At 63.0% G+C, this 26,194-nt stretch carries 25 protein-coding genes; 7 read left to right on the plus strand and 18 right to left on the minus strand.

What is annotated here, in order from left to right; all coding sequences use genetic code 11:
* Positions 1 to 142: 142 nt before the first annotated feature.
* Entirely contained in the window at positions 143 to 427 is a 285-nt protein-coding gene (locus G3O01_RS29395; protein ID WP_205810105.1) for a hypothetical protein, read from the plus strand.
* A 36-nt stretch (positions 428 to 463) separates the two neighbouring features.
* Here the strand turns inward: G3O01_RS29395 and G3O01_RS29400 are convergent, their stop codons facing one another.
* The 3 genes from G3O01_RS29400 to G3O01_RS29410 form a co-directional block, all read right to left on the minus strand.
* The gene (locus tag G3O01_RS29400) at positions 464 to 1,792 is read right to left on the minus strand and encodes a HAMP domain-containing sensor histidine kinase (RefSeq protein WP_205810106.1); all 1,329 of its coding nucleotides are present in this window, start codon (positions 1,790 to 1,792) and stop codon (positions 464 to 466) included.
* A 188-nt stretch (positions 1,793 to 1,980) separates the two neighbouring features.
* Positions 1,981 to 2,289 (minus strand): DUF4148 domain-containing protein, encoded by a 309-nt coding sequence (locus G3O01_RS29405; RefSeq protein ID WP_205810107.1) that lies wholly within the window; start codon positions 2,287 to 2,289, stop codon positions 1,981 to 1,983.
* 92 nt (positions 2,290 to 2,381) lie between these two features.
* Positions 2,382 to 2,678 (minus strand): hypothetical protein, encoded by a 297-nt coding sequence (locus G3O01_RS29410; protein ID WP_205810108.1) that lies wholly within the window; start codon positions 2,676 to 2,678, stop codon positions 2,382 to 2,384.
* 323 nt (positions 2,679 to 3,001) lie between these two features.
* Here G3O01_RS29410 and G3O01_RS29415 point away from each other — a divergent pair, with 323 nt between their 5' ends.
* The 3 genes from G3O01_RS29415 to G3O01_RS29425 all read left to right on the plus strand — a co-directional run bounded on the left by G3O01_RS29415 (position 3,002) and on the right by G3O01_RS29425 (position 4,907).
* Positions 3,002 to 3,187, plus strand: coding sequence for a DUF3563 family protein (locus G3O01_RS29415; RefSeq protein ID WP_205810109.1), 186 nt, complete (start codon positions 3,002 to 3,004; stop codon positions 3,185 to 3,187).
* A 49-nt stretch (positions 3,188 to 3,236) separates the two neighbouring features.
* Entirely contained in the window at positions 3,237 to 3,692 is a 456-nt protein-coding gene (locus tag G3O01_RS29420) for a TerB family tellurite resistance protein (protein ID WP_205810110.1), read from the plus strand.
* A 264-nt stretch (positions 3,693 to 3,956) separates the two neighbouring features.
* On the plus strand, positions 3,957 to 4,907 hold the full coding sequence (locus G3O01_RS29425) for a TauD/TfdA family dioxygenase (RefSeq protein WP_205810111.1): 951 nt from the start codon (positions 3,957 to 3,959) through the stop codon (positions 4,905 to 4,907).
* Between the two features lie 13 nt (positions 4,908 to 4,920).
* Here the strand turns inward: G3O01_RS29425 and G3O01_RS29430 are convergent, their stop codons facing one another.
* The 6 genes from G3O01_RS29430 to G3O01_RS29455 all read right to left on the minus strand — a co-directional run bounded on the left by G3O01_RS29430 (position 4,921) and on the right by G3O01_RS29455 (position 12,376).
* A complete protein-coding gene (locus tag G3O01_RS29430) occupies positions 4,921 to 6,048 on the minus strand; it encodes a J domain-containing protein (protein WP_205810112.1) in 1,128 nt (375 codons plus the stop codon).
* 171 nt (positions 6,049 to 6,219) lie between these two features.
* Positions 6,220 to 7,218 (minus strand): hypothetical protein, encoded by a 999-nt coding sequence (locus G3O01_RS29435; protein WP_205810113.1) that lies wholly within the window; start codon positions 7,216 to 7,218, stop codon positions 6,220 to 6,222.
* A 295-nt stretch (positions 7,219 to 7,513) separates the two neighbouring features.
* Positions 7,514 to 9,064, minus strand: coding sequence for a methyl-accepting chemotaxis protein (locus tag G3O01_RS29440; RefSeq protein ID WP_205810114.1), 1,551 nt, complete (start codon positions 9,062 to 9,064; stop codon positions 7,514 to 7,516).
* 224 nt (positions 9,065 to 9,288) lie between these two features.
* Positions 9,289 to 9,501, minus strand: coding sequence for a hypothetical protein (locus G3O01_RS29445; RefSeq protein WP_205810115.1), 213 nt, complete (start codon positions 9,499 to 9,501; stop codon positions 9,289 to 9,291).
* A 191-nt stretch (positions 9,502 to 9,692) separates the two neighbouring features.
* The gene (gene pstS, locus G3O01_RS29450; RefSeq protein ID WP_205810116.1) at positions 9,693 to 10,724 is read right to left on the minus strand and encodes a phosphate ABC transporter substrate-binding protein PstS; all 1,032 of its coding nucleotides are present in this window, start codon (positions 10,722 to 10,724) and stop codon (positions 9,693 to 9,695) included.
* A gap of 176 nt (positions 10,725 to 10,900) precedes the next feature.
* Complete coding sequence (locus tag G3O01_RS29455; RefSeq protein ID WP_205810117.1) at positions 10,901 to 12,376, minus strand: PLP-dependent aminotransferase family protein; 1,476 nt, start codon at positions 12,374 to 12,376, stop codon at positions 10,901 to 10,903.
* 217 nt (positions 12,377 to 12,593) lie between these two features.
* Between G3O01_RS29455 and G3O01_RS29460 the strand changes: the two genes are divergently transcribed.
* Positions 12,594 to 12,935 carry a hypothetical protein gene (locus G3O01_RS29460; RefSeq protein ID WP_205810118.1) on the plus strand — a complete coding sequence of 114 codons (342 nt, stop codon included), beginning with the start codon at positions 12,594 to 12,596 and terminating at the stop codon, positions 12,933 to 12,935.
* Positions 12,936 to 12,949: 14 nt separating this feature from the next.
* Here the strand turns inward: G3O01_RS29460 and dinB are convergent, their stop codons facing one another.
* The 7 genes from dinB to G3O01_RS29495 form a co-directional block, all read right to left on the minus strand.
* Positions 12,950 to 14,104 carry a DNA polymerase IV gene (gene dinB / locus G3O01_RS29465; protein ID WP_205810119.1) on the minus strand — a complete coding sequence of 385 codons (1,155 nt, stop codon included), beginning with the start codon at positions 14,102 to 14,104 and terminating at the stop codon, positions 12,950 to 12,952.
* A gap of 151 nt (positions 14,105 to 14,255) precedes the next feature.
* Positions 14,256 to 14,561, minus strand: coding sequence for a hypothetical protein (locus G3O01_RS29470; protein WP_205810120.1), 306 nt, complete (start codon positions 14,559 to 14,561; stop codon positions 14,256 to 14,258).
* A complete protein-coding gene (locus G3O01_RS29475) occupies positions 14,558 to 14,827 on the minus strand; it encodes a hypothetical protein (RefSeq protein WP_205810121.1) in 270 nt (89 codons plus the stop codon). Before G3O01_RS29475 ends, G3O01_RS29470 begins: the two co-directional genes overlap by 4 nt.
* Before the next feature lie 218 nt (positions 14,828 to 15,045).
* Complete coding sequence (locus tag G3O01_RS29480) at positions 15,046 to 16,230, minus strand: porin (protein ID WP_205810122.1); 1,185 nt, start codon at positions 16,228 to 16,230, stop codon at positions 15,046 to 15,048.
* Positions 16,231 to 16,345: 115 nt separating this feature from the next.
* Positions 16,346 to 18,775, minus strand: a complete 2,430-nt coding sequence (locus G3O01_RS29485) for a glycoside hydrolase family 31 protein (protein ID WP_205810123.1) — start codon at positions 18,773 to 18,775, stop codon at positions 16,346 to 16,348.
* A gap of 47 nt (positions 18,776 to 18,822) precedes the next feature.
* Entirely contained in the window at positions 18,823 to 20,118 is a 1,296-nt protein-coding gene (locus G3O01_RS29490; RefSeq protein WP_241024359.1) for an MFS transporter, read from the minus strand.
* A 717-nt stretch (positions 20,119 to 20,835) separates the two neighbouring features.
* Positions 20,836 to 21,006 (minus strand): hypothetical protein, encoded by a 171-nt coding sequence (locus tag G3O01_RS29495; protein ID WP_205810125.1) that lies wholly within the window; start codon positions 21,004 to 21,006, stop codon positions 20,836 to 20,838.
* A gap of 266 nt (positions 21,007 to 21,272) precedes the next feature.
* Between G3O01_RS29495 and G3O01_RS29500 the strand changes: the two genes are divergently transcribed.
* Complete coding sequence (locus G3O01_RS29500; protein WP_205810126.1) at positions 21,273 to 22,031, plus strand: glutathione S-transferase family protein; 759 nt, start codon at positions 21,273 to 21,275, stop codon at positions 22,029 to 22,031.
* Between the two features lie 130 nt (positions 22,032 to 22,161).
* Entirely contained in the window at positions 22,162 to 22,800 is a 639-nt protein-coding gene (locus tag G3O01_RS29505) for a LysE family translocator (RefSeq protein WP_205810127.1), read from the plus strand.
* Positions 22,801 to 22,813: 13 nt separating this feature from the next.
* Here the strand turns inward: G3O01_RS29505 and G3O01_RS29510 are convergent, their stop codons facing one another.
* Positions 22,814 to 23,671 (minus strand): endo alpha-1,4 polygalactosaminidase, encoded by an 858-nt coding sequence (locus G3O01_RS29510; protein ID WP_346779228.1) that lies wholly within the window; start codon positions 23,669 to 23,671, stop codon positions 22,814 to 22,816.
* A 173-nt stretch (positions 23,672 to 23,844) separates the two neighbouring features.
* Entirely contained in the window at positions 23,845 to 26,151 is a 2,307-nt protein-coding gene (locus G3O01_RS29515; RefSeq protein ID WP_205810128.1) for an EAL domain-containing protein, read from the minus strand.
* Positions 26,152 to 26,194 lie beyond the last annotated feature (43 nt).

Genomic DNA, 26,194 nt, shown 5'->3' on the forward strand with positions numbered 1-26,194 from the left:
ACCCGTTGGGGGCCCTCAGGCGGGAACAAGAATTAGCGGTGTTCAGCGGCTTTCTTTTGCCTACTTTTCTTTGCCGCGGCAAAGAAAAGTAGGTGCCGCCCCGCACAGGGGCGACGCGTGAAGAACCAATAACAAAACGCGGATGCCAGCAACAACACAAGCAAACCAAACAAAGCGTCGCAAGACAAACCAGAAGCAAATGCCGCCCCGCACAGGGGCAACGCCCGAAGCAGGCAAGACAAATCCTGGATGCCACCTCAACAGCAAAGACAAAAGACAAAAGACAAAAAACAAAATCAAAAGCAAAAAACAAAAAAAAGCCGACCGCTTCCGCAGTCGGCCAGAAGGATTCTGGCGTGCACCGATCGCCGTGCCAGAACCAGAGGGGCCTGCTTCAATGGTTCCCATCTTAGGCACGGACAGTTAGCAAAGAATGAGCATCCCGCAGCGCGGGCAAAAACCCTCACGCCACAGCAGGAAAACAAAGCGTCGCGACAATACCTGAGACCCCGTCCGAACGATTGCGCAAACTCGCCTCCCCGCCATAGCGATTAACAATAGCCTGAACAATCGACAGCCCCAGCCCGCTCCCTTCAATCTGCACATTGGCCCGGAAAAACCGGTCAAACACGCGCGGCAGCAGCGCCTCATCAATGCCCGGCCCCGTATCGACGACTTCGATCCACACTCGACCCTCGCGCAGATGCACGCTGAGGTCGACCTTGCCGCCGTCGGGCGTGTAGCGAATCGCATTGCTCACCAGGTTGCGCAGCGCAATGCCGATGTCGGCGTCGTTGGCATGCACGTAGGCGCTCGCCATTTCGTCCGCGCCGATGTCGATGCCGCGCTGCATCGCGATCGGCAACACTTCGGCAACGGCGTCGACGACCACGGCCGATACGTCGACGCGCGTCAGCGTGTCCGCCTGCACCGCGGCATCGGCGCGCGCGAGACGCAGCAGCTGCGCAATCATCCGGCCGCTGCGGCGAATGCCGCCCTGCAGCTCCCGAAAGCGCTCCTGATTGCCCGGCGCGATGTGCGGCTGCAGGTTGTCCGCCTGCAACTGCAACGCGGTGAGCGGCGTGCGCAGCTCGTGCGCGGCGTCGGAGATAAACTTGCGCTCGCTTTCTATCGACTGTTCGAGCCGCTCGATCATCTTGTTGATCGAAAAGATGAACGGGCGGATTTCGGTGGGCACGCCCGAGGTCGACAGCTGCTGGAAATGCGTCATGTCGATTGCCTGCACCTGCGCGCCGAGCCGCGTCAGGCGGCGCAGCGCGCGCCGTACGACCAGCAGCACGGCGATCCATACCATCGGCACGAGCACGATCATCGGCCACAGCGTATTCAGCGAACGCGCTTCCGAAAGGTCCTGGCGCACGCGCGAGCGCTGCGCAACCTGAACCACGGTGGACGGCTCGCGCAGCGTGAAGATGCGCCAGCTTTCGCCGTTCACCATCGTGGTCGTAAAACCCGGATCGGCGTCGCGCGGCAACGCAAGCGAAGGATCGGTCGAACGATACGGGGTGTCGATGCCGTCCCTCCAGACGGTGAGGTAGACGTCGCGCTCCGGCTGCGAGCCGCGTGCGGGCGTAGTCGGCAGCGCGTCGGCAAGTCCGCTGTGATACAGGCGCATGGCCACCTGCTCGAGACGCAGATCGAGCAGCGCGTCCATGCCCGCCTTGGCGAGCTGCCATGAACTGATGCCCTGCACCACACCGACGACGCTCACCAGCACACACAGGGCGAGCACGAGTTGATTTCTGAGCGAGCGGATCTTGGGCATGGACATGGGTGTGATGCGTGCCGTCCGGTGAGAGTTGTGCGACTGGATTGGGCAACGACAGACGTGCCCCAAGGGCTCGCCGATTCTACACCGCGCTGCACGCGCTCCTGGTTGTAAAGACAATGATGCGGGCGCGCAGAGTTATCTGCGCGCCCGCGATATTTATCGAACGGACCTGCGGTTCCCGCGTGTTCTCAATGTCCCACGTAGATCGACTTCAGTCCCACGTCGTATTGCGGATGGAAAGCCGCCCCGCTTTGCGACGAGCCGTCCGCGACGCCGCCATATGCGCCGCCTTGCTGCGCGTCGAGACGCGCCTGTGCGGCTTCGATGTTCGCCGGATATTGTGTCCGGTCGGACGTCGGGTTGTAGCCCGCCTGTTCAAGCTGCGTCAGCTGCGCCTCGACATCGGCGCGCGTGACGGGTGCCGTCGTTTGCGCAAAACAGGCGATGGGCAGTGCGAGCAAGGTTGCGACAGCGGCAGTACGAATCAGCGTTTTCATGATGTTTCCCTCCAGATTGTTGGTCAAGTGTGTGTTGCGATGAAGTGGATCGTAGAGATCGAAAATTAGAAACAAGTGAGCTTCGTGTCCGCCTAGCGCCAGTAGCCGTAGCCGTAATAGCGCGGGTAGTAGTGCGGGTAATAGTGCGGATGGCCCCAATACGCGCCAACCACGACGGGCGGTGCGACGTACACAGGCGGAGGCGGCGCGTAATACACGGGCGGCGGCGGATAGACGGGCAACGCCGCAACGGGCATAACAGGCACGACGGGCGCAACCGGTCCAATCCCGACGCCGACGAAAACATGGGCCTGCGCGGCGCTCACCAGCCCCAGGCCGAGCAATCCGGCAACTGCGGCAGTAACTGCGATGTGGCGAATCCCTTTCATGTTCTTCTCCTGAACATCCGATGCCGTCTCATTGCTGCATCGGTTGATTCGCATTCTGTGCGTGCAGAGTGAGCGAAGAATTAGCCTCGACATCACGCTCGAATCGCGTGATGTCACGTCATGCCATAGCGGTTTTTCACTCGCACAGCGCACTCATTTCCCGCTAATTCATCCCGCCTACGATGCATTCCGTCGATGCAGCGTCATGGTCGAAAGCGACGAGACGGCGGACTGCACCCAGCCCGCGCATCGTCACCACGCAGCCACGCGAACCACGTATTCGTCAGCGCGTTTCACTTATCGCACTACTGAAGGAGCACATCATGTTCAACCAGATCGCACATCGTCTTGGCACGATCTTCACGGCATCCCGTGAAAGCGAACGCGACGCGTATCTCGCATCGTCGACCGACCTCGCCGATCTCGAACGCCGCCAGCGCATGCTCGACGACACACGTTATCCGTTCCACGTGAACTCGAACCTCTCGCCGCGCGACTGGATTGCGTGACACGCGAGCCTTCGTGCAGTCAATCGAATCGAAGTAAAGGAGATATGGAATGCGTCACTATCGAAGCAATAGCCCCGAAGCGGCAGCGCGCATCGTGGCCGCGTGCCTGCTGTCGGACGGACACGTCGGCACGGATGAACTCGAAGCGCTCGAGCGCTGTGGAATGGAAGCGCGGCTGAAGATGAACCGCGGACAACTGCTCGGCGTCATGCAACAGATGTGTGAAGACCTGACGTCGACGGCGTACCTGAACTGGGGCGACACCTGCCGTCTCGATCCAGGTGTGATTCTCTGCCTCGCGCAGGACATCACCGACTGGCGGATGCGCCGCGAAGTCCTCGCGCTATGCAATGAAGGCGCGCATGCGGACGGCCATCTGTCCGAAGGCGAAGCCGCCTTCATTGAACGGTTGCGCGCGGCGTGGCAGATGCCGGAGCCGCACGACATACACGGCACACCGCTCGCCCGCGGCCGCCTGAAACTCGTGCCGGCGCAGCCGCGCTGAGCCCACGCCACCTTCGCTTCACCCCGCGCTTTCCCGCCGACGCGTCAATCGCCGAGGCGGGAAAGCGCTTCGCGCACGGGTTCGACCGATACCCTGACCATGCCGTCGCGCGGCACATCCATCCCGCAAAAATACGCCCCCTCGCATAGCACAATTGCGCCTATCGATAGCGCAGCCCGCGTGGACACCTTCGCACGAAATGTCAGTTCTCTTTGCGCGAGCACACTGCTTGAATGGACGCTCTCACTTACACGGAGACGTCAGATGTCGAATACGCAAGCGGCGCTCGCCCCTTCGAATGCACCCGGCATTGCCGCACACGCTACGCCTGACACGCTCGAACTGCGCCGCGTCGCCGGCCATATCGGCGCCGAGGTTCAGGGCGTCAGGTTGTCGGGTTCGATCGATACGCATACCTTCGCGGCCATCAACGCCGCACTGCTGAAGCACAAGGTGCTGTTCTTCCGCGGCCAGCAGCATCTCGACGACGCAGAGCAGGAAGCCTTCGCGCGGCGCTTCGGCGAAACCGTCGCGCATCCGACCGTGCCTTCCGTCGACGGCAGCCGCCATCTGCTCGAACTCGATTCGCAGCACGGCGCACGCGCGAACTCGTGGCATACGGACGTCACGTTCGTCGATGCGTATCCGAAGATTTCGATCCTGCGCGCCGTCGTGATTCCGCCATACGGTGGCGACACGGTCTGGGCAAACACCGCTGCCGCCTACGAGAATCTGCCCGAGTCGTTGCGCAATCTGGCCGACACGCTCTGGGCGCTGCATACGAATGCGTACGACTACGCGTCCTCGCATGTGAACGCGGATAGCGAGCAGCTCAAGCGCTACCGGGAAGTGTTCACGTCGACGGTGTACGAAACCGAGCATCCCGTCGTGCGCGTGCATCCGGAAACGGGCGAGCGCTCGCTCGTGCTCGGTCACTTCGTGCAGCGTCTGAAGGGGCTGTCGGCCACCGATTCGACGCATCTGCTGCAGGTTTTCCACGATCACGTCACACGGCTGGAAAACACGGTGCGCTGGAACTGGACCCAGGGCGACGTCGCGATCTGGGACAACCGCGCGACGCAGCACTACGCGATCAACGATTACGGCGATGCGCACCGCGTGGTGCGGCGCGCCACGGTGCATGGCGACGTGCCCGTGAGCATCGACGGGCGGCAGAGCGTGGTGGTACGAGGCGCGGGCGCGACGCTGCAGTAAGCAGCGCTGCGTGCTAGAAATCGCCGCGGCCGATGGTGGTCGGCTGGACGGTGCTGCCGGGCAGCCCGTACAGCGTGATGCTCACGTTGGTCGCGTCGATGCTGCCGCCTGCCGCCTGTTCGGACAGCTCGAAGCCTTGCGATTTGTACAGGCCGCCGTCGTCGAGGTTCTGGTAGCGCACGTCGTAGTTGCCCGGCGCGACGCCGACCAGCGTAAAGCTCTGGCCAGCCGGAATGAAAAAATGGCGCACCGGCTGGTCGAACACCGACGCGTTGTAGACAAGCTTGCCGAACACGTCGAAACGGTTGACGGAATTGTCGATCGTCACCGACGAATGCCCGTCCGCCGCGCCGATCGACATGCCGTCGAGATAAGACGCCGTCGACGGCCACGGCAAGCCATTCGGCGCGACCGCAGGCCTCACGTACGACACGTGTGCAGCCGACGGATCGTTGCCTGCGACGGACACGTCGTTCTTCCACGGCGAGGTGGCCGCCTGCGCCGACGACATCGCGCCCAGCGCGCGACGCCTGCTGTCGGCCGCATTCGCATCGCCCGCCCCGGCGCCAGCGTGTGAACCGTACTGTGAACCATACGACGGCGTGTTGCGCGTGAACGGCCACGGCGTCATCGATTCCGTGATCGCGACGTAACCGAAGAACGCGCACACGCCAATCACGGCCCAGCTGCGCAGCGAAATCTTGCGCAACAAGAAACGGGACGCGGAGGACGCGGCACGCGGCTTGTGCTGCGCGGCACGCGGATCGACGCGCGCTTGTGATGTCCACGTACTCGAACGGGCTTGCTGACGCGGCGGCGGTGTGTCGCGCCTGGTTTGCGTGGCGGTCTGCCAGTGAGCTTGCTGCTGGGATGCCGAAGCCGATGGACGCGGCGGCGCGGCGGCAGCCGCCGCTTCACGCTCCTTGCGTGCGAGCCATTCGTCGTGCTCCTTGCGTTGCACGGGGTCGCTCAGGACCGCATAGGACGCGTTGATGATCTTCATCACCCGCTCGGCATCGGGATCGTCGATCCGCCGGTCAGGATGATATTTCTGACACAAGGTCTTGTAGGCCGCGCGGATCACCTCTTGAGGGGCATCCCGCGAGACTTTCAGATTGTCATAGTGGCTGTGAATCTTCACGCCCTTCCCCGATTGCCGTGCTGGTATTTTCTGATGATTCTACGCGAGCGCGGGCGGACCGACCGTTCGTGAATGCGGCCGGAAGCCAGCTTTTCTATCGCCGTTGTGGGCCAGACCGCATTTCCCGTCGCGTCCCGTCGTTTTGCGTCGCGGCAAATGCCGCGATGTCCTTCAGGCCGTTTTCCGGTCCGGCATCCGCATATCAGACTGCATCGCTATCTCGTGCTGGTGTTGCTGCTCGTTCCAGATCTGGCTGTCCGGGAACCAGAACGCGCCTTCACGCGGCGGAACGGCGAGCCTGACGGGCAGCGAAGGGTTGAACATTTTCGACCATGCCGACAGATACGAAGGCGTCTTCACCAGATATCCGCAACTCGCGAGCAGCAGGCTCGCGACCAGCGCCTCGCGTCCGATCGCAAGACCGGGATGGCCGCTGAAATGCACGGGTGTGGCGCCCGTGGCGAGCAGTTTGGCGGGCGCGACATTCACGGGCACGGGAAAGTCCCGTTTGACGAAGTAATCGAGAAACGCCTGTTCGTCGCTCGACACGAAGATGTTGTTCAGTTGCGGATCGGCGGCAAGTGTCTCTTCGACAAGCCGGCAGAACGCTTCCCATGCGATCGTATGCGCCTCGACCTTCTTGTCGGTGCCACGAAAATGCACACCGAGCGTCGAAGTGCCGATGCCCAGACGCCGGCAGATCGCGCCCACTTCATCGCGAATGGGCGCAGCCGGCTGATAGTGCGAGCGAAACAGCGCGCTCGCATGCTGCAGATCGAGCCTCGGCTCATAGCGGCGGCGAAAACCCAGCCCGCCGAGATCGTGCACGACCGACGTGCGCAGCCGCACGTTCGACGTGGGCAGCGGCGCCGGGCCCACGGTATCGAAGTATTGGGAAAACCAGTCGACCTTGCCTTCGGCATCGCCATAGATGCCGCCGCGCGCGGAAATGAGCGGCGTGAGGCGTTTCTCCTCGCAATACATGAGGATGAACAGCACCATCTGCATCACGGAAAAGAAGCCCGAATGCGCGCGAATTTCGATCGCGAAGTAGCCGCGGTTCAGACGTTGTTGTGCGTGCAGCGTGATGCGGCCCGGCGTGCTGATCGAATGTTTGAAGCGTTCACTGCGCCGGATGTGTCTCGCGATGTCGATCAACCTGTTCAACATGCCACGTCCCTCTTATGCGCCGGGCAGCCCTTCCCGGCAAGCCGTCTGGGTTCGAAGAAATCAGGCGTGTTGCGGCGCGTATCACGGTAACGAGGCGTCCGTCATGCAGGCATGTCCTGCCGCGTCTCGTTCGTCATACGTATCGGGCCGCCCGCCCGATGCAAAATCAGCCAGCGAATAGACATGTTGCGTCACGTGCCATCTTATCGGGCATAACTGCGATGGTCGAGCGTAGCAAAAATAGCTGTGTGCGAAGGCATACACTCGGGCATTTCGACCTGCTAATCGTATGAATTTATCGGGCTTGGGGATGACCCGAATCGGCGGTCGTGAACACGGCGACCGCTTCGCGCAGCGAGTGCGCCTGCTCGGCCATCGACTGCGCAGCCGCCGATGCCTGCTCGACGAGCGCGGCATTCTGCTGCGTGACTTCGTCCATCTGCGTGACGGCGAGATTGACCTGTTCGATACCCGCGGTCTGCTCATTCGACGCCGCGGAAATCTCGGCGATGATCGCCGTCACCTGCTGCACCGACCCGACGATCTCGCCGATGATGTTGCCCGCGTCGCGCACGAGATCCGAGCCCGCAGCGACACGCGTCGACGACTGCTCGATCAGCTGCTTCACTTCTTTCGCGGCGCTCGCGCTGCGCTGCGCAAGTGCGCGCACTTCGCCCGCGACGACGGCAAAGCCGCGGCCCTGTTCCCCTGCGCGCGCCGCCTCGACGGCCGCGTTCAATGCGAGGATGTTGGTCTGGAAAGCAATGCCTTCGATCACGGCGATGATCTCGCCCACCTTCGACGAGCTTTCCGAAATGCCCGCCATCGTTTCGACGACACGGCGCATCACGTCGCCGCCATGCGTGGCCGTGCCCGACGCTTTTTCCGCTAGCGACGCCGCGTGATTCGCATTGCCCGCGTTCTGTCGTACGGTGCCCGTCAGTTCCTCCATGCTCGCCGCGGTTTCTTCGAGCGACGCCGCCTGTTCTTCCGTGCGTGCGGACAGACTCAGATTGCCCGCCGCGATTTCCGAACTGGCCGTCGCGACGCCGTCCGCGTTACGGCGCACCTTGCTCACCACTTTCGACAGGCTCGCCTGCATCTCCGCCAGCGCGTTGAGCAGCGCGCCGATTTCGTCGTGGCCGTGCGCGTCGATGTGCGTGGTCAGATCGCCTTGCGCGACGCTGCGCGCCACATCGACGGCACGCGTCAACGGCGATGTGATCGAGCGGCTGAAGAAGAACGCGCCGCCAAGACCCGCGGCGAACGCGGCCAGCATCAGCACGACGCTGATTGCGCCGGCGCGGCGCGCGTCGTCGGCGGCTTGCGCCGACATGGCCGCCGTTTTCGTCGCGATCTGCTGGACGGCTTCGCCAAGCAGCCGCGCGGGCTCACGGTCGACGCCCGCGACCGCCTTGTCGCCCGCCGTCGGTTCGAAGCCGGCTGCCTTGAACGCTTCGAGTCCCTTGCGATAACCGCCGCCCATATCGACATGCGCAGACCCGAACTGCTCGACGAGCGCGCGCGTGCTGCCGTCGTCGAGCGACGCGAGCAGGTCTTTCGTCTGCGTATCGACGAGTTGCTCCTGCTTCTCGAATGCGGCCCAGCCCTTCTCGAGCTTCGCAGGGTCTTTGCCGCGCAGCAGGATGTCCTTCCATTCCTGCACCTGAAGCTTGAAGTTGACGAGGATATTCGCAGCCATCCGCTCGTTTGCGACATGCACGCGCACGAGGTCGTTGTATTCGTCGATTGAACGGTGCATCGCGTACAGGCCGTACATCGCGCCCGCGAACATCAGAAAGAGTGCAGCGGCGAAAGCAAGAGGAAGCTTGAAGGTGAGTTTCATGAACGATGAGGGAGAGACGTGCACCCGCGCGCGGCCTCTGCACGAGACGCGCGCGATGTCGTCATGGGAGGACGGTTGCTCCGCCTGTTACGGCCTGCTCATCGTTGTCTGAACCCCGCCCCGATATTTGGGAAGAAACTTTCGTTGAAATCGTTTTCAGCGGGCAGTGACTGCCTCGTGGCCGCGCGTCGTGCGCAGGCGCCACCGTAAAGCGGCATGCGGGATCAACCTTTCATATCGACCCAGATGCGGCCCCAGGCGGTCGCGTATTTGAGCGCCTGCTCGCCGTCGTAGAAGTAGTCGAGTGCATTGAAGGTGCGCGGCGGCAGACCCGGTTTATCGATGGTCAGTTCGGCTGCGTGCATGCCGTCGTCGCCAATTGCGGCGCTGGCTTGCAGGCGATAGCCTCGGTGTGTCGTCAGCATGGGAATGGTCATTGATACGTCTCTGGCTTCAACCGGAAAGGCTGGCGCTGCGCGCAGCCAGCGCCGCGCTTCACGCCCGTCCCGATTGCTCTCAGGCCAGCGTTCGCATTATCGCGATGCCCCGTTACTGTTCAATGACGGTCGGCGTGTCGACACGCCGACCCGTTTTTGTATGATTAATCCGATCAATCCGACAAATCCGATTAATCAGCGACCGGTTTGCCCGCAGCGTCCTTGACCTTCGCCTTCCATTGCGTGCGGATCTCGGACACGACGCCGTCCGGCAGCGTGATGTAATCGAGTTCCTGTGCCGTCTGATTGCCGTTCTTGAAAGCCCAGTCGAAGAACTTGAGGGTTTCCTTGCCGCGATCCGGCTTGTCCTGCGACGAATGCACGAGCACGAATGTCGCGCCGACGACAGGCCACGCGTCCTTGCCGGGTTCATTGGTCAGAATCTGATAGAACGACTTCGACCAGTCCGCACCCGCAGCCGCTGCCTTGAACGTGTCGGTCTTCGGCTCGACCACGGCGCCCGCCGAATTCTTCAGCGACGTGTACGTCATCTTGTTCTGCTTCGCGTACGCCCATTCGACGTAACCGATAGCACCCGGCAGCCGCTGCACGAACGCCGCGACGCCGTCATTGCCCTTGCCGCCCGTGCCAGTCGGCCAGTTGACCGTGGTGCCCTCGCCGACCTTGCTCTTCCACTCCGGGTTCACCTGCGCAAGGTAGTGCGTCCAGATGAAGCTCGTGCCTGAACCGTCCGCGCGGCGCACCACGGCGATGTCGGTGTCGGGCAGCTTCGCGCCGGGGTTGAGCGCGGCGATCGCGGGATCGTTCCACTTCTTGATCTTGCCGAGGAAGATGTCGCCGAGCACGGGGCCGGAGAGCACCAGCGCACCAGGCTTCATACCCGGCAGGTTGACGACGGGCACGACGCCGCCGACCACCGTCGGAAACTGGAACAGGCCGTCTTTGGCGAGTTCGTCGTCCTTGAGCGGCGCATCGGAGCCGGCGAAGTCCACGGTCTTGGCGAGCACCTGCTTGATGCCGCCCGACGAGCCGATGCCCTGATAGTTGATGCGACCGCCGCCCGTCTTCTGGTATGCATCGGCCCATTTCGTGTAGATCGGCGCGGCGAAGGTACTGCCTGCGCCGGTGATGTCGGCTGCGTGCGCGGCGGAGAAGGATAGCGCGGTGATCAGGCTGGCTGCGGCTAGTAAGGCTGTTTTCATGGCTTGCTCCTGTCCCATGCACCAAAATGCGGTCGGTGAGCATTGGCGCTATCGACCGCTCTACTGAAAGCTTTGTATGGGGTGCGTTTCGAAATTAGACGCGCTTCGTGACAATGCGGTGACGGATGCAGCGAACTTCGCGCGGCCGTTTGAGCAGATGAAACTGAATGCCGAAATCAGTCGATCGCTTCGACCAGACGGCCGAGTTGACGAAACGCCGCCTCCATCCGCGTATCGAACGGACCGGGACAGCTCAAGCGGATAAATGAACGAAAGCGCGCCGAGTTCGAAAAGATCGACCCCGGCGCGATCCGGATGCCATGCGGCAACGCGGCCTCGAACAGTGCATCCGACGACTTGCCTTGCGGCAACTCGACCCACAGCAGCAGCCCGCCGGGCGGCAAGCTCAGGCGCGTGCCTTCGGGAAAGTACCGGCCGATGGCATCGGCACTTGCCTCGCGCTGCACGCGCAGCTTTTCGCGCAGACGGTACAGATGGCGGTCATACGCGCCCGAACCGATGAACTCGGCCGCGACGAATTGCGCGAGCGACTCGTTGTGGCGCGTCTGCGCGAATTTCAACAACCGCACACGCCCTTGCCAGCGTCCTGACGACATCCAGCCGAGCCGCATTCCCGGCGCAAGCACCTTGTTCAGCGACGTGCAATAGATCACACCGCCGTCGCGATCCCACGCCTTCAGCGGGCGCGCGGGCTCTGCACCTTCGATCAGCTCGCGATACGGCTCATCTTCGATCAACGCCACGCCACGGCTCGCGCACAGCCGTACCAGTTCGGCCTTGCGCGTATCCGGCATCACGCAGCCGAGCGGGTTCTGCAAGTTCGGCACGACGACGAGCGCCTTGATGTCCGGGCACGCGGTCAACGCAATATCGAGCGCTTCGAGCGACAGTCCCGTGGTCGGGCTGGTCGGTATCTCGAGCGCGCGCAATCCGAGACTTTCGAGAATCTGCAGCAATCCGAAAAACGCCGGCGATTCGACGGCGATGGTATCGCCCGGCTGCGCGACCGCACGCAACGCGAGGTTGACGCCTTCGACGCCGCCGCTCGTCACGAGCACCTCGTCCGGCGAGACGGTCACGCCCGTTGACAATGCGCGCTTCGCCACTGCCTGCCGCAGTTCGGCCGCACCGCCGTCTTCGCCGACCTCCGTCAACAGCGTCGGCCGATGACGCAGGATGCGCGACGCAAGCGCCTGCAGTCGCTCGGTCGGATACAGCACCGCATCCGCTGTCGCGCCGCCGAGGTTGAGCGCGTCCGGAAACGCCTGGCTGCGCTCGATCACGCGCGAGATCCGCTCGTGCAAACCGACGTAGCGCGCCGGCTCGGCAAGCGCCGGAATGTCCGGCTCGGCGACCGTCGCGAGCTTCGATGCGTGCGGACGCCGCACGAAGTAGCCGGCGCGCGGCCGCGCCTGTAGCCAACCGCCATCCTCGAGACGCCGGAACACCTGAATCGCCGTCGACAGACTCACGCGATGCTGGCTCATCAGCGCGCGCACCGACGGCATCCGGTCGCCCGGCGCGAGCGTGCCCGACGCGATCACGCGCCGGTAGTGATCGGCGAGGCGCTCGTACAGCGGCGCGCCCGTTTCGGGCGGTGTCAGGAGGGGTTCGTCGTTCAACGGATTCATCGTTTGGATCGTGCCTGTGGCACGGAAAGATCGCCAGATACAGACAGCCGCAATTCAGACCGAAACAGATCAGGAAATTGGCCTTCTGTATCGCTACAGATTCTAAACGTGTGAGTCTGTTGCGGTCTGATGGGTGTCTTTACGCTGTGGACATGTAGCCCGTCGATTCCGAAATCGCCGGGCGGATCCCTTGACCTGCGTTTAGATTGAGCTTGCGATGAAACCCTTCGAACACCGATACGCCCCCGGTCAGATTCACGCCGCCTGGTTCAGACGCGGCAGCGCGATTGCCGCGCTGGAAGGCACGCTGCAGATCAGCTACCGCGATGCGTCGCTGGACTGGCTGCTCGGCGATGCGCCCAAGGTTTCCGTGGTGCTACACGAAGGCGAGCGTCACGTATTGCCCTACGAAGCCTTTGTCGAAGTGATCGCGATCGGACAGCACGCCGTGATCGCGCAGATCGATTCGGGTCCGTTGAACGGTTCGATGGTCGCGAAGATTGGACGTCTACTGGTTTCGCTGGGTCGATTGAACGGTGCTTCGTTCCGGCGAGGCTGAACCAGGTCAGCAGTTCATGCAGTAAATGGCAGCTCGGCCTGTACAGGTAGCGGCCGTGCCTGCTCGTTTGCCAGCGACAGCCCGCTCACGCGCACGCCGAGCAGCCGCAACTTGCGGCTCAGCGTGACGCGCTTCAGACACTCCGTCGCCGCGCGCCGGATCGCCGCTGCATCCTGCGTCGCAACGGAAATGGTCAGATCGCGCGTGACGGTGGAGAAATCGTCGAAACGCAGCTTGATGCCGATCGTGTGGCCGACATAGCCCTTGCGCTGCAAGTCTTCCGCGACGCGCACGCATAGCCGCGTGAACGACTCCGACAGCGCAGGCCTGTCATGGCGCGGATGCAGGTCGCGCTCGAACGTGGTCTCACGGCTCATCGACTTGGGCTCCGACTCGACCACGACGGGACGATCATCGATGCCCTGCGCGACTTGCGTCAGCCACGTCGCGTACTTGAGACCGAAGTTGGATTGCAACAGATCCGGCGCCGCATTCGCCAGATCGCCGACTGTGTTGATGCCGAGCGTTGCCAGCCGTTCACTGGCCTTTGGCCCGATGCCGTTGATCTTGCGCGCCGCGAGCGGCCAGATGCGCGTCGACATGTCCTCGGGCGTCAGTATGGTGAGACCGTCGGGCTTGTCCAGTTCGGAGCCGATCTTCGCGAGCAGCTTGTTCGGCGCGACGCAGATCGAACACGTCAGCCCCGTTGCGCTACGCACCGCCTGCTTGATTCGCGAACCGATGTCGGCGGCATCGCCGGGCGCGTCCGTCAGATCGATATAGATTTCGTCGATGCCGCGATCTTCGATCCGCGTCGTGAACTTTGCCACTTCCGCCTTGAACAGGCGCGAGTAGTGGCGGTATGAATCGAAGTCGGTTGGCAGGAGAAACGCGTCGGGCGCGAGTTGCGCCGCCTTCATCATGCCCATCGCCGAGAAGACGCCAAAGGCACGCGCCTCATAGGTCGAAGTCGTCACGACGCCGCGCCCGGCATAGTCCCTCAGACGCGCAAACCGGCGCGTGCCGTCAGGCAAGACCTCCGGTGTCGCGTCGCGCCCGCCACCGATCACGACCGGCTTGCCGCGCAATTCCGGATAGCGCAGCAGTTCGACGGATGCGTAGAACGCGTCCATGTCGAGATGCGCGATACGGCGGACGGTGACACTCATGTTGCGTGGTGCGGTTTCGATAAAGGGCTGCGGCACGGCGTTGCCGGATCGTTCCGCCGACGCCCACACGGGCCGCGGTGAACAGGAACGATCAGTTTAGCAAGTTGCCCGCGCATACCGGATTGGGACGCCCGCCGCCTTCCCTGTTCTCTCAGACGCGAAACACGTTGCCGTCGGGGCCGATCTTGCGCGGGATGCTCCGGTTGCCGGGCCGCTTTGTCGACACCACTTCCGACGCGCGCTGATCAACGTGTGCATTACCGGCTTCCGTGACCTTTCTCGCGAGACGCGGCGTTGTCGGCTTTTGCGCGTGTGGGCGCAGCGGTTTTTGCACGGCCGTGCCACCCGAATGCCCGCGCGCTTCAGGCGGATTCCAGATTTCGGTGTACTTTTCCGCGTGCGCCGCAGACGTCAAAACCAGCGCAATCAGCGCGACGCATAGACGACCTGCCTTCATCGCTCAATCTCCTTGCCCTGAACAACCTGACAGACGTCACTTGCCTCAGCCTCGGCCAGCTCATGCGCCACAGCGGCGACCACCGTGGCATGCGCTGTACCAACCGAACGGCCATTTTCGCGTGCGTAGAACGTCGGCTCCCCCGCCTTGCCGCGGCGGATGGCCTCGTCGATTTCCCGCTCGCCGAACGCCGTCTTCAGGTTCGCGACAAAGGCCGCGATTTCCGGCATCGGGTGACGGCCGGGTTGTTGCACACGCATATTCATGACGCACGCTCCTCTTCGATCGCACGCCGATACTGTATATTCATACAGGTTTTTACGCAATCGAAACGTAGCCGCGACTGCGCGCTGCAGTCTAACCCGCATGTCCGCGCGACGGATAAACAAACGCCGGGCCGTCGCAATGGCGCGACGCCCGGCGTTTAATCGTGAGACAGCCGCGGCAAATTGCTTGCCGCGGCCGATGCGTTGTGCTCGAAACGTCAGAACGCGTGGCGAATGCCCACCATCCCGACGAACTGCGACGGCCCCGACGAAGGCGTCGTGTTCTGCGAATCGCCGACAACGGCCACGGCATCCGTAATCGCCACACCCGAGCCCGACGCGACCAGCGACTTGCCGCGCGCCAGCTGATACGCCTCGAGTGCGTAAAGCGTCGTGCGCTTGGACAGGCTGTAGGTCTGCTCCAGCGAAATCTGGTGATACTGCGCCGGGTCGTCGATGCCGTTCGCCTTGCTTGCGCGTGTATAGCTATAGCCGATGCCCGCGATCACCGACGGCGTGAAGCGATACGTCGCGATCGCGCCATAGGTGTTGAACACCGCCTCGCTCGCGAACAGCGAGTGCGAGCCGGGCGCGTACTGCACGTTCGAGTAGTTCACGCCGACCATCAGATCGCTGAAGTTGTAGCGCGCGGCGGCGGCAATCATCTGCGTGCTGCTTGCGCTCGCGTAGCCGTTATTGACGGGCGAATTGATCGCGAAACTGCCGAGCGACTGGCTCGTCGTGATGTCCTTCAGCTTCACATAGCCCGCCGCAACCGAGAACGACTGATAGTCGTACCGCAGCGCCGCGCTCAGGTTGCTGCCGTTCGTGACGCTGCCCGGCACGCCGCCGAGTCCGTACTGCGCGCCAAACGTGAAGCCGGCGATATTCGGCGAAGCATAGGTGATCGAGTTGTTGAAGCGCAGCGTCGTGTCGAGCGCGTCGAGGTCGCCCGGATGCGCGCCTGTTGCGCCCGTCAGCACGCCCGTCGGTCCAAGCGCGCCGACCATGTTGAAGTACGGTGTGTACTGGCGGCCGAGCGTCACGGTGCCGTATTTGTCGTTACTCAGGCCGACATACGCCTGGCGGTTGAAGAGATTGCCCGCGCTGCTTTGCGCGCCCGTCAACGAATTGAAGCCGCTCTCGAGCCGGAAAATCGCCTTCGTGCCGCCCCCGAGTTCCTCCGCGCCGAGCAAACCGAACTTGCTCGCCTGCAGATTGCCCTGGCTCATATAGAAGTTCGAGTGGCCGCGCTGATTGCTCACGTAGCTGAATGCGTTATCGACGACACCGTAGAGCGTGACGCTACTCTGCGCGAACGCACCCGTCGATAGCGCTGCGCCAGCGATCGGCAGGCAATAGAGGGCCCTTGCACGCCTGCGCGTGCATTTCAAAATCGTCATTGCTTGTAGTCTCCCTATGACGGGAGCGGGAGCTTCAGCGCCCCGCGCCCGCCCCATGCAAAATGGTTGTGGGTTGGAATGGCGACGGGTGGGTCAACCCCGTCGCAGATTGAAGTTATGGACGCGCGAGTCGCACCGTCAGACGGCGCCAGCCGTTTTCGATCGCATCGCCAGTCAAATCGCCGCTCGTGCAGTGAACCGCACGCGTCTCCGACGCCGGCACACTGAGTTGCACTTCCGTCTGCTCAACCGGCATCTGTCCTTTGCGTTCGATCGCAATACGCAGCGTGGTTGCGTCGCTGGCGATTGCAATCTCCCAGCGACCTTGCGCGCCGTCGCGCCATGCTTCCGTTTCCCCGTCGTCTTCGACGCAACCACCTTGCGCGGTGCCTGCTCCCTTGACGGGCAACGCGATGAAGCCGCGGGTGTCGGCGGGTTGCGCAAAGTGCTGCTCGGCGATGTTCAACGGAACGACGCTGCCTTCGCGCAGCAGCATCACAGGTTGCTCGAACGGCGCGGGCAGCGTCACGCTCTGCCCGCCTTCGAACACCTCACCGCTCCAGTACGACGCCCAGCGCGCGCCATCGGGCAGATAGACTTCGCGCTCCGTCTGTCCCTTCTCGACGACGGGCGCAAGCAGCAGCGACGAGCCGAGCATCATGTCGTCGCCATCGGCGAGGCAACGCGGATCGTTCGGAAACTCCGCGAACAGCGGACGCATGACCGGCTCGTACGCGCGATGCGATTGCCACAGCAGTTCGTACAGGTACGGAATCAGCCGGTAACGCAGCTTGATGAGGCCAGCAATCTGGCTGGTCGCTTCCGGATACATCCACGGTTCGTTGACGGTGCCGTCGTCGTTCCACGAATGGATGCTGAAACGCGGCAGGAAAACGCCGAACGCCACCCAGCGCAGCAGCAGTTCCGGCTCGGGCGCCGGACCGGAAAATCCGCCGATGTCGTGACCACTGTTCGACACGCCGGACATCGCGAGGCCCAGACCCATTTTCAGGTTATAGCGCAGCGTTTCCCACGACGTGTAGTTGTCGCCGGACCATGTCTGCACATAGCGATGCATACCGACGCCGCCCGAACGCGACACAAGAAATGGCCGCGTGCGGGGCGCGTGTTCGCGCTGCGCGTCGCGTGACGCGCGCATCATCGACTGCGTCTGCAACACCTTCGCCTGATGCGCGGGGAACGGCTCGCCAAAACCTTGCGCAATGGCGTTGGGCGTCCAGATTTCAAACTCGTTGTTGTCGTTCCACGTCGACGCGATGCCATAGCGCAGCAAACTGTCCTTCACGCGCGCTTTCCACCAGTCGATCGTCGCCGGATTGGTGAAGTCCAGATACGCGCCCACTTCATCCCAGAACTGCACCCATGCGGGCTCGCCATCCTTTGCTTCGATCAGCAGACCGGCTTTCGCGGCTTCATCGAATGCTGGGTGATCCTGCAGCAGACACGGTTTGATGTTCGCGCACAGCTTCACGCCTTCGCGCAGATAGCCGTGAACGAACCCTTCGATATCCGGAAATTTCTCGTGATTCCAGTTGAACACGTAACGCTTGGGTCCGATCGACGTATAACCCGACGACAGATGGAACGAGTCGCACAGCACGTCGTGCTCGCGGCAACGGTCGATGAATTCGCCCATCCGGCGTTGCGCGTCGGGCGCGTCGGTGTAGCTCATCGTCGAGCCGGAATAGCCCAGGCCCCACTTCGGCATCAGCGCGGGGCGGCCGGTGAGCCACGTAAAACGGCGCACGGCGTTCAGCGGCGTATCCGCCGACGCGATGAAGTAATAGTCCAGATCGCCATGCTCGGCGACGAAATGGCGGTAGTGGCCATGATAGTTGTCGAGTTCGCGGCCCATGTCGAAACGGCAATCGGCGAGCGTGTCGTAGAACAGTCCGAATCCCAGCGACGACTGCGGCTGCCACGTCACGTAAAACGGGATGTGCTTGTAGAGCGGATCCGTGTTGCGCGCGCTATAACCCATCGCGTCGATGTTGCGCATCTCGTAGCTCTGGTTCGCGCGGTCCAGCGTGCCCGCGCGTTCGCCGAGACCTACATACATCTCGCCGCGCTGCCGTTCGACATAGTGATAAACGCGTTCGTCCCACCAGCCGAAGTTGTACGCCTGGGTCTTGCGGTCGTTCATCACGGCGTGCCAGCCGCCGTCGCGCGCGATTGCCCACGAACAGAAGCCGCCGTCCAGATCCACCGTCAGGCGAATCTGCGCGGTTTCGACGACGAAGCGATCCGCGTCGCTCGTCGCGCTGAACGTCACTTTCTCAAAGCCAGTCAGATCGCGTCGGTCGCGGCCTTCGACCGGCACGTCTTCCAGGCCGGGCGCAATCGACCACGTGCGCGGTCCGCGCAATTCGCCGTTCGGCAGCACGAGCACGCGGATGATGTCGTCGGCGAGAACGAACAGTTCGATCTGCGCGCCGTCGGCAGCGCGCAACACGATCGGGTTACCGGTTTGACCGGCGAGCGGTTCGGAGACAGCAAACCGCGGTCGATTCTTCAACGTAGCCATGATGTGTTCCAGCTCAGTCAACAGTTAGGTCAGTCAGATCAATCGGGTCAGGCCGCGCTGCCCGCACCGTTTTCGACACGTTGCAAACGCGCGTCACGCGACACGCCGCGCATCAGGATCACCAGCAGCGCCGCGCCGATCAGGTCGAATGCCCCAAGTGCGCCGAACAGCGGCGTATAGCCGATCTTGTCCGCCAGCGCGCCCACCATCAGCGAAAAGCCAAGTCCGCCGATCCACGCGGCCATGCCCGCGAAGCCCGCCGCGGTGCCGACTTCACCGGGCTCGAATACATCAGCAGCGAGCGTGTTGACGAGTGCGGAAATCATCTGGTGGGCGAAGCCGCCGACGCAGAACAGCGCAATGGCCTCATACGGCGAAGCGACCAGGCCAATGCACGCGGGTCCGATCATCATGAATGCGCCCAGCACGACGCCGGCGATACGCGACCAGATGAGCGGCACGCGCAGCCGCTTCATCAGGAACGGCGACAGATAACCACCGAACAGGCCGCCAAGGTCCGCGGCAAGAAACGGCAGCCAGGCGAACATCGCGATCTGCTTGAGATCCATGTGACGTTCGGTAGCGAGATAGAGAGGAATCCAGAAGCTGAACGTTTGCCAGGCCGGCTCGGCGAAAAAACGCGCTTGCGCGATCGCCCAGAAACGGCGCGTGCCGAGCACTTCGCGAATGCGGCGCTTGTCCTGCGCATGCGCGGCAGGCGGCGTCTGCCCTTCGACGATGGCGGTGCGCTCGCTGTCGCTGATCCGCTTGTGCTCGGACGGCGTGCGATAGAACGCGTACCAGAGCGCGGCCCACACGAAACCCAATGCGCCCGTCACGGCAAACGCGCTCTGCCAGCCGTAGCGCAGCGACAGGAACACGACGAGCGGCGGCGCGAACAGCGAGCCGAGCGACGTGCCCGCGTTGAAATACCCGACGGCCACCGACTTTTCCCGATTCGGAAACCATTCGGCGACGACCTTCATCCCGGCGGGAATCGCGACGGCTTCCGACAGACCCATCAACCCGCGCAGCGCCGCAAGCGACAGCCAGCCGCTCGCGAGACCGTGCAGCATGCCCGTCGCCGACCACAGACACGCGAACAGCGCGAAACCGAGACGCAGACCGATCAGGTCGATGATCAGACCGCAAACCGGTTGCATGATCGTGTAGCCGATCTGGAACGCGCCGACGACATACGAATACTGCTGCGTGTTCATGTGCAGCAACGTCTTCAGTTCGGGCGCCATGACGCCGAGCGCGTTGCGTGACAGGTAGTTGACGATAGTCCCAAGGCACACGAGCGCAATGATCCACCAGCGCAGGCCAATGATTGTTCTCAAGTCTGTCTCCATTCCTTTGTGCAGACCGGGCCCGAGATCGCCCGGCGGTGACACCGGCCGATGCGCGAATTCGAACATTCAGTCAGCGTTTATCGTCGGTCATCGTATCACTGAAAAGTCTGTAGGATACCAGGGAAAACCATGTAAGCGCCACGTCATCCAACTCGGAAACCTTGTCGGATGGCCGATCTGCACATTACAGAGGCTGCTATGTTGAGAAAGGACAAAACCGGGAACGTCAGGCTCGCAATGTTCATTCGAACATCGGATTGTTCTCTTCACGACTGAAAAGGAAGATCGAGGCGTCCGAAAACGCAATTCCGCATCCGCGAAGGCCGCCGCAGCTGTCGCCATTCGTGCGCACACGCTTTGCGCGCAATACGCGAGAGTCGCTTCGCGCGTCGAAGCGCTTACGTGCCGAGTATTGAGATACGTCATCGTACAAGTAAGACGAACGACAAACCGATGAAGAACTCACCAATACTTTCTTTTACCTTTCTTATTTCTTTCGATTTAGACTAGCGCCACCACCCAGAACATCACGGAGCGCTATATGGGGAATTTAGGAGGTTTCATGCAAGGTGCCGTCGCGTTGGGCGGCTGCATCGGACTGTTTACGACGGTCGTCTGTCTCGTCGAACTGTTCAACTGAGCGTCAGATCCGGCGCTGGAGACCACGTAAAAGCAAAGAGCCGTCGCAAATCGACGGCTCTTTTTTTATTCCTGCTCAACGGCGTGAGTCTCTTCCATCGTCGATGCCCTCACCCGCTCGGCGAAGCTTTGCAGCGCCGCCAGCGACCCGTGCACACTGTGATATTCCTGTCGACCGATGCGTGCTTCGAGCACGACCGTCATTCCCGCTTGCCGCGCTACGTCGAGGATGTCCATTTCAATCTCCGCTATCCGTCCGAATCCTGAATCGCCTGGCGCCGTTGCATCCTGCGCCCCTTGATGACAATTTTAGGAGTCTCCCGTCAAGCATCAATCGTATGCGCGGGGAATCTATGTTCACGTGAGAACAACAATCCACGCGCCACGCTGGCACGAAAGTTAAGCATGCGCCGAACGGCTAGCCGAATGGCACGATGTACCGGATAGCGCTGAGCCGCTGTACGATTCCGTCACCGCAACGGGACGCGACACACGAGGACTTCATGATCGTCTACAAGTTCGGTGACGGCGCGGGCGCCATGCCGCCCGATCTCAGTCCGTTCGTCGTCAAGCTCGAAACGTGGCTAAGACTCTCAGGGATTCCGTACGAAGGACGCATCGGCAATCTCAACGCGATGCCGAAAAAAAAGTTGCCCGTTGTGGAGATCGACGGCATGACGATCTGCGATTCGTCCGCGATCATCCGCTATCTGCAGAACCGCTATCCGGATGCGCTGAACGACGCGCGACTAGACCCGAAGCAGCGCGCGCAAGCTGCTGCGATCAAGGCGCTGCTCGAAACGCATCTGTACTTCGTGGCCGTGTACTTCCGCTGGGCCGTCGATCGCAACATGGCCATCTACAAGCCCGTGATGATCGACTACGCGCGGCGGATCGCGCCGCCGCCCGCCCGGCCGCTGGTGGGCGCAATCGCGCCGCTGCTGATGCCCGTGGTCCGCCGCAAGGTGCTGCGCCAGGCGTGGGAGCAAGGCACGGGACGACATAGCTACGACGAAATCGCGCAGATGGGCATCGAAGGCTGGCAGGCCGTCGCCGATCTGCTCGGCGATCAGCGCTTCCTGCTCGGCGATGAGCCGACCACGATCGACGCAACCGGCTTCGCGTGGATTCACACGACCGTCGCCCATCCCTTCGAAAGCCCGGTGCGCGATTTCGTCTCGCAGCACGCCACGCTGATGGCGTATCACGAGCGGATCGCGCAACGCTGCTGGCCGGAACTGGCGCAGAACGCTCGACGCTGAACGCACTGTCATCAACCATCCGGCGCGTTCCAGACGGCTGGCCTGCCTTGCGCGCCGCGAATTGTCTATTCCGCGCGCCGCGTGCGCCAGTGACAATCTCCGCTCGGCTCAACTACATCCAAAACATCCCATGTCCAGCCTTCCGCTGCTGTCCGCGAACGTCGTGTTTGCCTGGTCCGCGTATTTCGTCGGTACGGCGAGCCCCGGCCCGAGCAATCTGGCCATCATGTCGATCGCGACCTCGGATGGACGCAAGTCCGCGTTCGCGTTCGCCGCGGGTGTCGTGTGCGGATCGTGCTTCTGGGCGATGCTCGCGGCGCTGGGGTTGTCGGCGGCGCTGCTCGCATTTTCGGGGCTGATGGTCGGACTGAAGATATTCGGCGGATGCTATCTGCTGTGGCTCGCCTTCAAGTCGGGCCGCTCGGCGCTGCAACCGCGTAGTGCCCAGACGCACGCGTCGGACGCGCCGTTGCCGCTACGCCGCCTTTACACTCGCGGACTGCTGATGCATCTGACCAACCCGAAGGCGATTCTCGTGTGGATTTCGGTCGTGGCGCTCGCCTCGCCGGCGAACGGCGGTGCGCCGCACATGCTGACGACGGTGGCCGGCTGCCTGGCGATCGGCATGCTGGTGTTCAGCACCTATGCCGCGTTGTTCTCGACGCCGCTTGCGCGCCGCGTGTATCTGTCGATCCGTCGCTGGCTCGACGGCGGCCTCGCAATCGTGTTCGGCCTCGCGGGCCTGAAGTTGCTGACTTCGCGCGCATGAGCGCACGCGTCGATCACTTGCCCCAGTAGCAGACCACGCCCTGCTTCGCGCTGCTATCCGACGCATACGGCACGAAGCCCTTCGCGCGGCTGCGCGCCAACACGCGGCGCGCCTTCGCCGCCGCGTCGCAACTGCCCACGTAATCGAGCGTCGCGATCCAGAATGCGTGGCCATTCGGCGTGAGCGCCATCGCTTGCCACGCAGCCAGTTCCGCTTCGGCCTGCGGGTCGTACTTCGGCGCGTACACCTCTTCATGCGCAACGCCATCCAGCAGCGAGGCGAACGGCACGCCACCCGTCATGCCTTCGCGCGTCGTGCGGCCGGTCGCGTTCTGCATCACGAAGACGAGCGCCGGATACTTCTCGCGCAGCTTGCGCACAAGATCGAGCGCGCCTTGCACGCAAGCCGCATCGCACGGGCCGTTGCGCGTCGACGTGCCGTGCTCGACGATTTCGAGGTTGTCGAGATAGAAGCCGTCGGCCCCTTGCGCAACGAGACGCGGCGCGACGTAATCGACGATCAGCCGCTGGTAGTCGGCATTAGACAGATTCATCCACGTTTCCTGCCGGTAGCCGCGATAACTGCCCGCGTGCGCCGCCGTGTTCGCTTCGCACGAAACGAACCCTTCCGGCACATTGCGCCAGTACGAGCGATACGTCTCGCACGATCCTAGGTTCAGGTAACTCAGCACGATATTGCGGCCGCCGTCCTTGAGCGCGGCGACCTCGGCGGGCGTGAAGTTGTCGGTGTCGGGATCGAGATCGACGTCGATGACGCGGAAGGTCGACGCGACGCGCGTCAGATCGCCTAGAGAATCGGCATCGCCGTAGTACGACGTCCATGGCGATGCGTCGAAAGCCCGGGTCTGCACATGATTCTCAGCGTGCGCGGCCGTCAACGGCAACGCCAGCGCTGCCGCACACAGCAGCACACGGTCAACCACGCGCTTCAACCGTCCGTCCACACATCGCTCGCGAAGAAAAAAACGAGCGCCAGTGTAACCGCCTCGCGTGAACTCATTGAACAAACGTCAAATCGCGCGGATCAGCCACCGGCCAGCATCCGCTGCGCTTCGCGCGCGAATTCCCCCGCCACGACGGGCCGGCCGAACAGATAACCTTGTTGCCGCTCGCAGCCGATCGAGCGCAGAAACGCGGCCTGCTCGCTCGTTTCGACGCCTTCGGCCGTCACGTTCATGCCGAGCGAATGCGCCATCGCGACGACGGCATGCGTGATCGCAACGGCGTCGCGATGCTCCGGCAAGCCCGCGACAAACGAACGGTCCACCTTCAGGCTATGCAGCGGAAAACGCTTCAGATACGACAGCGACGAATAGCCGGTGCCGAAGTCGTCGACGGAAATGCGCACGCCCATGCGCGCGAGCGTCGTCAGCAGCGGCATCACGGCGTCGCTGTCGCTCATCAGCACGCCTTCTGTGATCTCCAGTTCGAGCGCGCACGCCTCCAGCCCCGCGAGTTCGAGACTCAGCGCCACATGCTCGATCAGCTCGCCGTTGATCTGCCGCGGCGACAGGTTCACGGCCATCATCAGATGCGGTGTGATCGTCTTGCGCCATTCGACCGCCTGCAGGCACGCGTTCTCCAGCACCCAGCGGCCGATATCGATGATGAGGCCGGTATCTTCCGCGACGGGAATGAACTCGACGGGCGACACATTGCCCAGTTCGCCGTTGTGCCAGCGCAAGAGCGCCTCCGCGCCGACGATGCGCCCGGTCGCACCCTCGACGATCGGTTGATAGGCAAGGCTCAGTTCATCGGCAACGAGCGCGCGCCGCAACGACTGTTCGATAGCGAAGCGCCGCTGCAGCCGCTGGCTCAATTCGGACGTGAAAAACTGGAAGTTGTTGCGGCCGCGCTGCTTCGCGTCGTACATCGCGGAGTCGGCGTTGCGCATCAGCGTCTGCGCGTCGCGTCCGTCGTCGGGAAAGAGGCTGATGCCGATCGACGCGCCCAGGTAATACTCGTTGCCGCCGACGGCAAACGGCTTCGCGATCGTATCGAGCACGCGTTGCGCGAGCGCGGTGAGAAACGACCCGTCGCCGTAGTCGCCCGTCGCAATCACGAACTCGTCGCCGCCGACACGCGCGAGCGTGTCCTCGCTGCGCACGCAGGCCGCGAGCCGCTCGGCGACGCTGCACAGCAGCGCGTCGCCGGCTTCGTGGCCGGCGATGTCGTTGACCTTCTTGAAGCCGTCCAGATCGACAAACAGCACGGCCAGACGCGGCGCGGACTCATGCAGTCCTGCACCGGTACCGGCATAGGGCGCGAGCAGCGCGCTCATCCGGTCGGCAAGAAACGCGCGGTTGTAAAGCCCGGTCAACGAATCGCGCGTGGCGAGGTGCTGCAACTGCGCCCGCGCGGCGCGCACTGCGCTGATATCGTTGAACGACACCAGCACCGCATGCGGCTCGCTCTCGCCCGGCCTGACGATCGGCACGACGTTCTCGGTGATCCAGATCGATTCACCGTCCGCCAGTTCGAGCCGCAGCGTGATGCCAACGGCGGGCTCGCCCGTGTGCAGCACGCGCTGCGTCGGCTGGTCGCCGCCCTCGACGGGCGAACCGTCTTCCCGGAACGCGGCGCGAATCACCTTGTAGATGTCCTGGCCGATTACTTCGCCCGTCGCGTGCAGCATGCGCCGCGCGCTCGGATTGCAGGCCAGCACGACGCCGTCGCGCGTCTGCACGACGATCCCTTCGTTCAGATGATCGACCACCAGCCGGTGATGCTCCTCGCTTTCCGCAAGACGCTTGCGCATCAGATCCTGATGGACGGCGAGACCCACGCTCTGGCCGATCTCGCGCAGCAGCGCATGTTCGTCTTCGTTGGGACGGCGCTGGCGGTCGTAGTAGACGCCGAACGCGCCGAGCACCTGGCCGGCGTCGTCCTCGAACGGCACCGACCAGCAGGCGCGCAGCCCGAGTGGCAGCGCGAGATGCCGGTAGTCCGACCACAACGGATCGTTTTCGATGTCATCGACGATCACGAGCCGCCGGTCATGCATTGCCGTGCCGCAGGAACCGGCGCACGGACCGATAGACATGCCGTCGATAGCCTCGCTGTACAGCGCCGGCAGCGACGGCGCCGCGCCGACGCGCACCGTGAATCCGTCGGTGTCCAGCACGAGGATCGAGCAGCGCGAGCCCTCGCCGAGCAGCGTTTCGGCGCGGCGGCACACTTCCGCCAGCAGTTCGGGCAGCGGCGTGCTGCGCGTGAGCAGACGCAATACGCTCTGTTCCGATGCCAGCACCTCGGCGGCCAGATCGGACCCGTGGCGAGTGCGTTCGGATGGCTTGTCAGTCGCGATGTCTGCAGTCACTGGACGACTCATGGTTGCACTCCCTTCATGCAACAACGGCAGACGGACGCGCAGC

The sequence above is a fragment of the Burkholderia sp. Ac-20365 genome, assembly GCF_017104715.1.
Lineage (GTDB): Bacteria > Pseudomonadota > Gammaproteobacteria > Burkholderiales > Burkholderiaceae > Paraburkholderia.